Annotated in this window: 9 protein-coding genes and 1 pseudogene; 6 read left to right on the forward strand and 4 right to left on the reverse strand. The window is 63.6% G+C overall.

What is annotated here, in order from left to right; all coding sequences use genetic code 11:
- Positions 1 to 1,206 precede the first annotated feature (1,206 nt).
- Together ACCD05_RS31030 and ACCD05_RS31035 are read left to right on the forward strand one after the other, a co-directional pair.
- Positions 1,207 to 1,794, forward strand: coding sequence for a DUF1214 domain-containing protein (locus ACCD05_RS31030; RefSeq protein WP_026283084.1), 588 nt, complete (start codon positions 1,207 to 1,209; stop codon positions 1,792 to 1,794).
- Entirely contained in the window at positions 1,787 to 2,338 is a 552-nt protein-coding gene (locus tag ACCD05_RS31035) for a membrane protein (protein ID WP_018898956.1), read from the forward strand. The genes ACCD05_RS31030 and ACCD05_RS31035 overlap by 8 nt, the downstream gene beginning before the upstream one ends.
- 4 nt (positions 2,339 to 2,342) lie before the next feature.
- Here the strand turns inward: ACCD05_RS31035 and ACCD05_RS31040 are convergent, their stop codons facing one another.
- Positions 2,343 to 2,531: a hypothetical protein gene (locus tag ACCD05_RS31040; protein WP_047507599.1), complete on the reverse strand. Its 189-nt coding sequence runs from the start codon at positions 2,529 to 2,531 to the stop codon at positions 2,343 to 2,345.
- A gap of 531 nt (positions 2,532 to 3,062) precedes the next feature.
- Between ACCD05_RS31040 and ACCD05_RS31045 the strand changes: the two genes are divergently transcribed.
- The 3 genes and pseudogenes from ACCD05_RS31045 to ACCD05_RS31055 all read left to right on the forward strand — a co-directional run bounded on the left by ACCD05_RS31045 (position 3,063) and on the right by ACCD05_RS31055 (position 4,951).
- Positions 3,063 to 3,269, forward strand: coding sequence for a hypothetical protein (locus tag ACCD05_RS31045; RefSeq protein ID WP_112945428.1), 207 nt, complete (start codon positions 3,063 to 3,065; stop codon positions 3,267 to 3,269).
- Between the two features lie 224 nt (positions 3,270 to 3,493).
- Positions 3,494 to 3,913 (forward strand): annotated as a pseudogene (locus ACCD05_RS31050) (DUF2336 domain-containing protein); the annotation flags it as partial.
- Between the two features lie 75 nt (positions 3,914 to 3,988).
- The gene (locus ACCD05_RS31055) at positions 3,989 to 4,951 is read left to right on the forward strand and encodes a hypothetical protein (RefSeq protein ID WP_413397486.1); all 963 of its coding nucleotides are present in this window, start codon (positions 3,989 to 3,991) and stop codon (positions 4,949 to 4,951) included.
- Positions 4,952 to 4,957: 6 nt separating this feature from the next.
- Here the strand turns inward: ACCD05_RS31055 and ACCD05_RS31060 are convergent, their stop codons facing one another.
- The 3 genes from ACCD05_RS31060 to ACCD05_RS31070 are packed head-to-tail and all read right to left on the reverse strand — an operon-like array spanning position 4,958 to position 7,969.
- Positions 4,958 to 5,314, reverse strand: a complete 357-nt coding sequence (locus ACCD05_RS31060; RefSeq protein ID WP_413397479.1) for a DUF1491 family protein — start codon at positions 5,312 to 5,314, stop codon at positions 4,958 to 4,960.
- 59 nt (positions 5,315 to 5,373) lie between these two features.
- The gene (locus ACCD05_RS31065; RefSeq protein WP_413397481.1) at positions 5,374 to 6,456 is read right to left on the reverse strand and encodes a peptidoglycan-binding protein; all 1,083 of its coding nucleotides are present in this window, start codon (positions 6,454 to 6,456) and stop codon (positions 5,374 to 5,376) included.
- Positions 6,428 to 7,969 (reverse strand): sensor histidine kinase, encoded by a 1,542-nt coding sequence (locus ACCD05_RS31070; protein WP_413397483.1) that lies wholly within the window; start codon positions 7,967 to 7,969, stop codon positions 6,428 to 6,430. Before ACCD05_RS31070 ends, ACCD05_RS31065 begins: the two co-directional genes overlap by 29 nt.
- A 453-nt stretch (positions 7,970 to 8,422) precedes the next feature.
- On the opposite strand from ACCD05_RS31070, the gene ACCD05_RS31075 reads away from it, so the two are divergent.
- Entirely contained in the window at positions 8,423 to 8,950 is a 528-nt protein-coding gene (locus ACCD05_RS31075; RefSeq protein ID WP_413397484.1) for a DUF5330 domain-containing protein, read from the forward strand.
- The last annotated feature ends 249 nt before the right edge of the window (positions 8,951 to 9,199 follow it).

Consider the following 9,199-nt stretch of genomic DNA (forward strand, 5'->3'; position numbering starts at 1 on the left):
GCGCCCCGCCTCCCCTGGTGCGCCCACGGATGCTCTCGGTGGAATCGACGAAGTTGCTGAAGGATATCGGCGAGGAACTGAAGACCGCCGCACCGCTGGCGGCGCAGAAGGTGGCTAGCGCGGAGTGAGGGCTAGGCTGCCCTTGGCGCGATTTGGCCGGCAACCACTTGTTTCCACAGCGAAAACCCCACACTCGGCGTCATCCTCGGGCTTGTCCCGAGGATCTAAGCACGCCTCCCGGAATGCAACGGTGCGGATGCGCTGTACGGCGCCACGTATCCACTACCGTCGCCCGAGAGGCAGCGTCGGCAGATGCTCGGCACAAGACCGAGCATGACGTCGAGGATGAGGCTGCCGCTGGCGGCTACACCGGATGAACACTACCGACAACGGCTTGTTTCCGCAGCGGAATCCCCACCCGCGACGTCATCCTCGGGCTCGTCCCGAGGATCTAAGCACGCCGCCGAGAGTGCAACGGTGCGGATGCCCTGTGCGGCGCCAAGTGTCCACTACCGTCGCCCGAGAGGCCGCGTCGGCAGATGCTCGGCACAAGACCGAGCATGACGTCGAGGATGAGGTTGCTGTCGGCGCTCACAGCGGATGAAGACAACCGTCAACCGCTTGTTTCCACAGCGAAAACCCCATGCGCGACGTCATCCTCGGGCTCGTCCCGAGGATCTAAGCACGCCTCCGAGAGTGCAACGGTGCGGATGCACGCTACGGCGCCACGTGTCCACTACCGTCGCTCGAGAGGCACCATCGGCAGATGCTCGGCACAAGACCAAGCATGACGTCGAGGGTGGGGTTGCCGTCGGCGCTTGAGCCGCAGAGGGTGGCAGAGTGAAAGTTAGGCTGCCTTTTGTCTAGTTGGCAAAGGCTTCGACCGACAACCACTTGTTTCCGCAGCGAAATCCCTACACGCGGCGTCATCCTCGGGCTCGTCCCGAGGATCTAAGCACGCCTCCACGAGTGCAACGGTGCGGATGCCCGGCGCGGAGCCACGTGTCCACTACCGTCGCTCGAGAGGCACCGTCGGCAGATGCTCGGCACAAGGCCGAGCATGACGTCGAGTGTGTGGTGCCGCCAGCGTTCCACGAAGTCGTGGTCGGTCGACGCTCATCGCCCCCACCTTTTCCCCCTCCACCATTCCGCCCAGCCAGAATCAGTGGTAACCCTTTCAACTGATTTGGCTATCAAGGGCGACCGGTGTTTCGATTTCCTCTCTTTATCGCGATGACGCTGATAATCGCTTTCGGCGGCGGGATACTCGTTTCGCTTTATGCGCTGAATGCGACCGCCGGCTTCGGCGCCATCAAGCTCGGCGCGTGGGAGGCGTTTCCGGAGTTGCAGACGGAGAATGCCGATCCTTACGCGAAATCACACCGGGCGCGCGCAGGCCGGCTGCTTTATGGGTCGGCCGAGGGGTTGATGTTCACCGCCAAGGTGGATGACGCCGGCAATCGGCTGGAGGCGGGGTGCAGTTACCGGATCACCGGGCAGACGCCGCCGGCTCGGATCTGGACGCTGTTCACATCTGATAATTCCGGCAATCCGGCCTCGCTGCAGCCAGGGCTGCCGGGTGCGCTCAATTCGTGGACGGTGCTGCGCCAGCCGGACAGCAGCTTCACCATCGACATCTCGACCCGCGCAAGGCCGAACAACTGGCTGGCGCTTCCGGCCGCGGGCACGTTTCAGCTAGTGCTGACGCTGTTCGACACGCCGACGGCGGGCAGTTCCGGTGTCATCGATCTGGCGATGCCGAAGCTTGAAAAGACTGGGTGCGGCAATGCTTAGGGTTCTGTTCGCGCTTCTGGCCGGCCTTTTTGGCGCCGCTTTGCTGCATCTCGTCATCATCCTGTCGCTGCCGCATTTCACCGGCAAGGATGCGGCAACGCGCGTCGCCTCCGAAGGCGATCTCGACACGTTCTATCTGCTCGGGGGTACCGAGGACACGGCGGGGCTTTCCAACGACGATCCTTTCGTCAGGACCGCCGTCTGTTCCTTCGATATCGAGGAGAACCCGGTGCGGTTCACGGCCAGGGGCAACGTGCCCTTCTGGTCGATCGCGCTGTTCGACGATGCGTCGAACGAGATTTTCAGCATGAACGACCGGACCTCGGTCGGCGGCGCGGTGGATATCCTGATCGGCAGCCCGATCCAGTTGACCGAATTGCGCAAGTCGCTGCCGCAGGAACTTCAGAGGACGATCCTGGTCGAAACGACGCGGTCGGGCGGATACGCGGTTTTGAGAACGCTGGCGCCGCAGACGAGCTTCGACGCAGCAGCCAAGAGCTTCCTGTCGGAAGCCGGTTGCGAGGAATTCGCTCCCTCCAACTAGAGCCTTACTTACCCTTCGAGCGCGAGGCGCGGCGAACGGCCGTAGGCTTGTCGGGGTCGGTCAGGCGTTCGTAGCGCACGCCGGTGTAAAGCAGGATCTGCGCTTCGAGCGGCGATCCTTCCACGCTTGATGATCTTTCCTTGCGGCCTGGCGTCCGAGATAGACGATCAGCCAATGCGATGACTATTGCCATTGTCGTCTCCCTGCACTGCCCGAGACGGATGAAGCTCAGATCTCACCCTGCCCGCCTGCGCGGACCGGCGCACCCTTGCCGGATTTGCCGGCATCGGGTCATTCGCGCCTTTCTCACGGCATATCGTGAACAATACCGTGATGCGTATGATGGCGCCCCTCTCAAGGAGCACGTTCTGCTTCCCGGATTGAGACAGACGGTGGTTAACAGAATATTAAAATTCGGCCGGAGAATCCTTGTCGATCGACGTCTCCATTAAAACGCAGGGGCCCGCCCTTTGGTTGCATGCCGATCGCAAAGATCCGCTGTTTCCATCGGTCGCAAATTTTAGCTTTAAATCATATAGTTAGCGATACAGCGCCAGACACGGGCTCCGCCATCACCGATGTTGCAAATTTACCTCACAAAAATATTAATTGCAGTTCGCCGAGATGCCGCTAAGGTCGTATTATCGGCTGCAGGGCAAAACGCGGCCGACCCTGGATTTGATCTGGGGACTGGGTCTGACGGTTAACCAGGGTGGGCAGACAGATGTCTCTGATGATTGGGTCGACATTTTCGCCTGAGGATCTCGATATATTGCGCCACGCGCTGGATGCCTGGTGCGCGGAAAAGCGCATCGACATCAAGAGCTCGAAGGCACAGGTCGCCGCCTCCACGGCGCTCGATCTCTACCAGTCCGGCTATGACGATCCCGACAAGCTGCTAACCGCGCTGCGCGGACACCGGGCGCTCTAGGCCGTCCATGTAAGTCATCCACATCACTCGTTTAACGGGCAAAGACCGGGCCGGCAAAAGCCGCGCCTGGTGATGTTGCACGGCACCATTTCGGGACGATTCCCCTCAAATCTTCAGCAACGGTTAACCGTGTCCCTGTAGGATTTGTTCATATCCCGTATGTGGTAGAGGCGTCTTCGCGTCCAGGCCAGCGGCATCCCTCTAGCGTGTTCAGGGTGTGTTTTGTGCGTGACCGGTTTCGAGACCTAGAGGCCCCCTCCGCGAGCCGGAAGAAGGACGTGGTTCTCATGGCGACAGTGAGCAGTTTCGAGGGATTGCAGCCGCCGACCCGATCGGAGCTTCGCCAGTTCGCCGAATTGTTCACCCCCCTCTTCGTCGCCTCCTCCGATGACGCCAAGCGCCAGGCCGTGGCAGCGCTCTCGCAATGCGCTGCCATTCCGCAGGCCGTCGCCCTGTTCATCGGCTGCCAGCCGATCGCCATTTCCGCCCCCTTCCTCATCTCCTCGCCGGCGATCGACGACGATACGCTGATCACCGTTGCCCGCACGCAGGGCGTCGAGCACATGCGCGCCATCGTCAGCCGCGATGCGCTGTCGCCGCGGGTGATCGACGTGCTGGTCGGGCTGCGCCATGCCGCGCCGAAGCGGCAGGTGGAGACGATCGAGCCGGCGCCAACAGTCGACAGAGCCGAGGTCGCCGAAGCGCTCGCCAGCGCGGCGATGCCGTTCGTTGCGCCGGAGGCTGGACAGTTTAAGGCCATTGCAGAGACCGCGAGCGTGAAGGTCGAGATCAGCGAACCGGCTGCTGTGGCTGTCGAGGTTGTTGCGCCTGTGGTTGTCGAGGCGACGCCGGTGGTCGATAAGGTTGTGGTCGTGGCCCAAGAGGCTGCGCCGTTGGCCACCGAAAAGGCGTCCGTGGTCACCGAAGTGGGGCCTGTCGTCACCGAGACGGTGTCCGCTGTTGCCGCCACCCCTGTTGCTGTCGAAGTGCAGACCATAGCCGTCGAAACCGACGCCGAGGTCGTGGTGGTCGAGACGATCGCCGCCCATCCCGTCGAGCCGACGCAGGCCACCGAACCGAAACAGAAGAGCGCTCAGTCGATAGCTTCCCCTGCCCCGACGGAGACCGCCGAGATGCCCGTCACCGGCGGCGCGCGCGAGGAAGAGGTTCGCGACACGCTGCGTGGCCTGGCGCGCCATCTCGGTCGTGACGATAACGACCGGCTCGGTCTTCGCACCCTTTCGACATTGCAATCGGCCCTTTTGGTACGCTTTGCCCGCAGCCGCGAGGCGGTCGCCTTTGCGACGGCGCTTGCCGATACGCTGTCGGCCAGCCGCTGGCTTGCCGAGCGCATCATGCTCGACACGTCGGGCCAGCAGATGGCGACGACGCTGACCAGCATCGGCATGGATTTCTCCGACGCCGTCTTCGTTCTCGAAAAGCTCTATCCGCATCTGGCCGAGGCGCAGCACAGCGTCACCCGCGCCTGGATGGTGCTCGATGCGCTCGATCCGGAAGAGTGCCGCGACCGCGTCGAGGCATGGCGCCGGGCCGACAGCTATACCTATCTGCCGGAACAGGCGCCGGCCGCGCCCCATCCGGTCACGCAGCAGACCTCGCATGCCCGCGCCGTTCACCAGCCGCCGGCACGCGCCATGCGGCTCGTCGGACGTTCGCGCTAAAGTCGGTCAGAGACGGCCGTCGCGCTCCCTGGCGAGCGGCACGATATCGGCGACATCATCGGCTTCGAGCTCGACGATCCAGAGGTCGTTGTCGAACTTGCGCTCGCGCTCCAGCATCGCCCTGACATCATCCGCATCCTTGCGCTCGAGCCTGATCTCGAACAGCCGTTCGCCGCTGGCTTCCTCATCGAAGAAGCTCTGCGGCGCCGGGCCATAAAGCGTCTCGGAGCCATCGCGAAAATGCTGGCGGATGAAGACCGCGCCAGCCTCGTCGGCCCCCTTCTTCTCGACGGCGGCGAAATCGCCCTTGGCGAAGACACGGCGCAGCAGCGCGGATACGAAGATGTCGGTGCGAAGTCTCATGCAGGCGGTATAGACCGGCGAGCGCGGAGCCGCAACGCGGCGGCCATGAGACGGCCCGCTCAGAGCGCGCCGATATCCTTGAGCTTCTTCAGCACCGCCTCGCTGGGCTCGCCGTTTTCAGGCAGGTTGTAGTGCTTCTGGAAATGGCGGATGGCGACGCGGGTCTGTTCGCCGACGACGCCGTCGACGCCGACATTGGTGTAGGCCATGTTGGCGAGGCCCTGCTGGATCTTCAGGACCAGATCGACACTGTTCAAGGTCGACGACGGCGAGGTCGATGGGGTTGCAGCGGCGCGGGCGACCGAGGTCTGCCTTGCCGGAACGGGTTCCAGCGCGTTTTTCGGAGCCGAGATCTTCTGGACAGGGACCTGCCTGACCGGCACCTGGGCTGCCGGGGCCGAAACCGGGGTGGGCTTGGGGGCCGCCTTTGGCGTTGGCGCGGTCTTCACCTGGTGCTCGGCGCTGCGGATGGCGGCGGCAACAGGGTCTTCGGCAAGCGCCTGGGCCGAGACATCCTCGCGCGGGCGCTCGGTGGGGATGGCGGATGGGCCGATGGCGTCGGTTCTGAGTGCGGCCAGCACTTCGGGCGTGGCGTCGCCGCTCTGCGGCATGCCGACGGTTTCCTCGAAGAACAGGATGGCGGCGCTGGTGCGCGGGCCGATGACGCCGTCGGGCGCGCCGTTATAGAGGCCGCGGCGGACGAGTTCGGCCTGGATATCCATGACCAGCTGGTTGGCGGGCTGGCCGGCCACCGGTGCCGGTGGGACGGCGTTGGTGGTCTCGGCGCTGTTCGCCTCGCCCTCACCCTCGCGCTCGATCTTGAAGGTGGTGACCTCGCCGGTGTGTTCTTCGACCGGCGGGCGGCCGATAAGCGCGCTCGGAAACAGGCTGTCGCGGGTGCGCAGGAACGGGTGCGGGTGCACGCCCGGCTGATACCAGAGCGCATTGGCGGCGACGAAGGAGAAGATGACGAGGAAGGCGGCCGTGCCGCCCGTGATCGACGGATTGCGGCCGATGACGCCGCCGAGCAAGCCAATGCCCTGCAGCCCCAAACCGCCAACGGCGGCAGCCCCGGTGAGAAGAAGGCTCGGCTTCTGCCTGCCCCTCTTTCCCTTAGGCGATTTTCGCTTGCTCGCGGCCATCGAAAAGCCCCTCTTCCAAGATGTCGGTCATGCCAGTCGACGCTTTCAGCCGTGGCGGAAACTCGACCGGGTGATTGGCCGAGAGGTCCATGACGGGAACGCCGGAACCATCCGCCGCAATCGAGATCGTGATTATGGTGCCGGAACCCGGCGTGCTGGCGATGGCGAAATCGCCGCCATGCAGCGCGACCAGGCCCTTGACCAGCGACAGGCCGAGGCCCGTGCCCTCGAACCGGCGGGTGTAATCGTTCTGGATCTGCACGAAAGGCTGGCCGAGCAGCTGCAGCTTGTCGGCCGGAATGCCGATGCCGGTGTCGGAGACGCAAAGCGTCAGGATGCCGTCGCGCACCGAGGCGTCGAGCGAGATCGCGCCGCCAGCTTCGGTGAACTTGACGGCATTGCCGACCAGATTGATGAGGATCTGCTGGATGGCGCGCTGATCGGCCACGACCTCGTCGAGACCGCGCTGGATGCGGCTCGTCAGCGACACGCCCTTGGTCTTGGCCTGCAGGCCGAGCATGGCCTCGCAGGAGCGGACGACGGTGGCAATATCGAAGGGCTCCAGCACCAGCTCGTAGCGGCCGGCCTCGATCTTGCTCATGTCGAGCATGGTGTTGACGACGGAGAGCAGATGCGCGCCGGAATCGCGCACGAGGCCGACATATTCGCGCTGGCGCTCATTGGCGAGCTTGCCGAAATACTCGCCGATCAGAATATCGGAGAAGCCGAGAATGGCGTTCAGCGGCGTGCGCAGCTCGTGGCTGACGGCCGCCAGGAACCGCGACTTGGCGTCATTGGCCGAGCGGGCATCGGCGGCATGGGCTTCGGCCTCGACGCGGAGCTGATGCTCGGCGGAGACATCGCGCAGCTGGGCGACGACGCTGATCAGCGCGCCATCGCTATCGCGGCGCGCGGTGAGATCGGTTCTGAGATGAGAGAACTGGCGATTGTCGACCGAGACCGACGGACGCTCGAGCCGGAGATCGACGGCCGCCTGCTCCTCGCCCTGGCGCAGCTGATCGAGCGCCTGCAGGAAGAGGATGCGGTCGGAGACATGGATCTGCTCTATAAAGCCGCGACCGTCAGGGGCGCGCATCCAGGCGAGATAATCGCGCTTGTCGCGGCCGCCGACATTGACGACGGATCCCTGCGGATCGAGAAACAGGATGAGGCCGGCCGAGGCTTCCATGAAGAACTCTTCGGCGGACTGGGTGGCGACACCCGATGTGACGATGCTCTGGCGCGACAGCGCGATGCTGCCGACGGCCGAAAACAGGAAACCGCCGACGACGGCGGCAACGCCTGCAGGCAGCGCGACGGCCGGGCTGGTGACGATGGAGAGAGCAGCGGGGGCGACGACAAGGGCTGCCGAAGACAGGAGTGCAAGCCGGCGCAGGATGGTCAGCTCGCGCTGGCGCACCGCGGCACTTCCTCCCGTCCGGGAGAGCCAGCGATCCGCCGCCCGGTCCACGAGGGCTGTCGCCCGATCCACGATGTCACTCAATACAAGCACGCAATACCCGCCCTAAAAAGGCTCTTCACAGAGGCCCAAGAATAGGCCCCGGGCGCTTAAGGAAAGAATAAGGGAAAGTGCCGCTCCCCGGCCGGAAAGCGCGAAAAGTCCCATTTTGGGCCACCGGAAGGGCCCTTTGTTTTTTACGGTTAACAGCGAGTAAGCGACGGATTTCGCTCATTTTTCGGCAAGTCGTTAACGCTTGGGGCGAACGCGCTTCAAGGAAAGCCTGCAATTACAGGAGGTGGCTCATGGCATGCTTAACGCCAATGGCTACAATTCGACCGAAATGCGCCGAATGCGGTTTCGATTAAAATTTGAACTAAATTTGACGCAAATGCCACCGAGTTTCGAAAACCGGCATTCGCAAGTTTTGGCTAGGGTGAAATCACACCGGAAGACGGACCTGATTCGGCGGCAAGACCGAGCGGGAAAACAGGATGGGCAACGAACATGTGGTTTCTACTCAAATCATCGATCTGGCTCGGGCTTCTCTTCGTCGCCTTGTCGTTCTTCAGCGGCGAGCGCCAGACGAACACGCAGACCGGATCGACATTACAGATTGCAGACGCCTTCGTCGCCGTGACCGGCGCCTATGACTATCTGAGCGGCATGTGCGGCGAGAAGCCCGAGGTTTGCGCCAAGGGCGCCAATACGCTCGGCGTTCTCGGCGAGCGGGCCCGCGCTGGCGCCCTCGTTGCCTTTGAACTGCTCGACAGCAAGTTCGGCAGCGGCAAGAGCACAACTGTTGCCACGACCGCGACACCTTCCGTTGGCCTGGCACCTGCGACGACCGTAGAGCCGGCAACGGCAGCCGCTCCGCAGCAGCTGCGCGATGACCGTACCGTGGCGCTGAACCAGCCGATGCCTTACCGCCCGCCAGTCGACGACGGCGAAGACAGCCCGGCCGCCGCCCATGTCGCGACCGATCGGGTCACGACCGGCACCATTCCGCTGCCGACCCCGCGTCCGGCGATCTAACGAATTCCGCGGCGACGCCGCACCCAAAGCTTGCACCGGCGCCGGCCAATGGCCCCGCCCTGTGCCTGACGTGCCTGCCCTGTTTATTCTTCAGCAATTTGCTGCGCCGCGAGGATGCCCATCCTTCGCGGCGTTTCTTTTTCGAGAGCCATGCATTGCTAAATGAAACCGGTTCTGCCGGAGCAGGTTTTCGTCAGGGCAAAGGCGATTGGCGAAGGGCATACCCCTAGGTACGGTCGAGCCGATCGC

This window comes from Rhizobium sp. Rhizsp42 (genome assembly GCF_047304155.1).
Classification (GTDB): Bacteria; Pseudomonadota; Alphaproteobacteria; order Rhizobiales; family Rhizobiaceae; genus Rhizobium.

Bases quoted from the DNA above. Each gene is read 5' to 3' on its own strand.
- ACCD05_RS31035 (WP_018898956.1), top strand. From the start codon at position 1,787: ATGCTTAGGGTTCTGTTCGCGCTTCTGGCCGGCCTTTTTGGCGCCGCT.
- ACCD05_RS31040 (WP_047507599.1), bottom strand. From the start codon at position 2,531: ATGGCAATAGTCATCGCATTGGCTGATCGTCTATCTCGGACGCCAGGC.
- ACCD05_RS31045 (WP_112945428.1), top strand. From the start codon at position 3,063: ATGTCTCTGATGATTGGGTCGACATTTTCGCCTGAGGATCTCGATATA.
- ACCD05_RS31055 (WP_413397486.1), top strand. From the start codon at position 3,989: ATGCCGTTCGTTGCGCCGGAGGCTGGACAGTTTAAGGCCATTGCAGAG.
- ACCD05_RS31060 (WP_413397479.1), bottom strand. From the start codon at position 5,314: ATGAGACTTCGCACCGACATCTTCGTATCCGCGCTGCTGCGCCGTGTC.
- ACCD05_RS31065 (WP_413397481.1), bottom strand. From the start codon at position 6,456: ATGGCCGCGAGCAAGCGAAAATCGCCTAAGGGAAAGAGGGGCAGGCAG.
- ACCD05_RS31075 (WP_413397484.1), top strand. From the start codon at position 8,423: ATGTGGTTTCTACTCAAATCATCGATCTGGCTCGGGCTTCTCTTCGTC.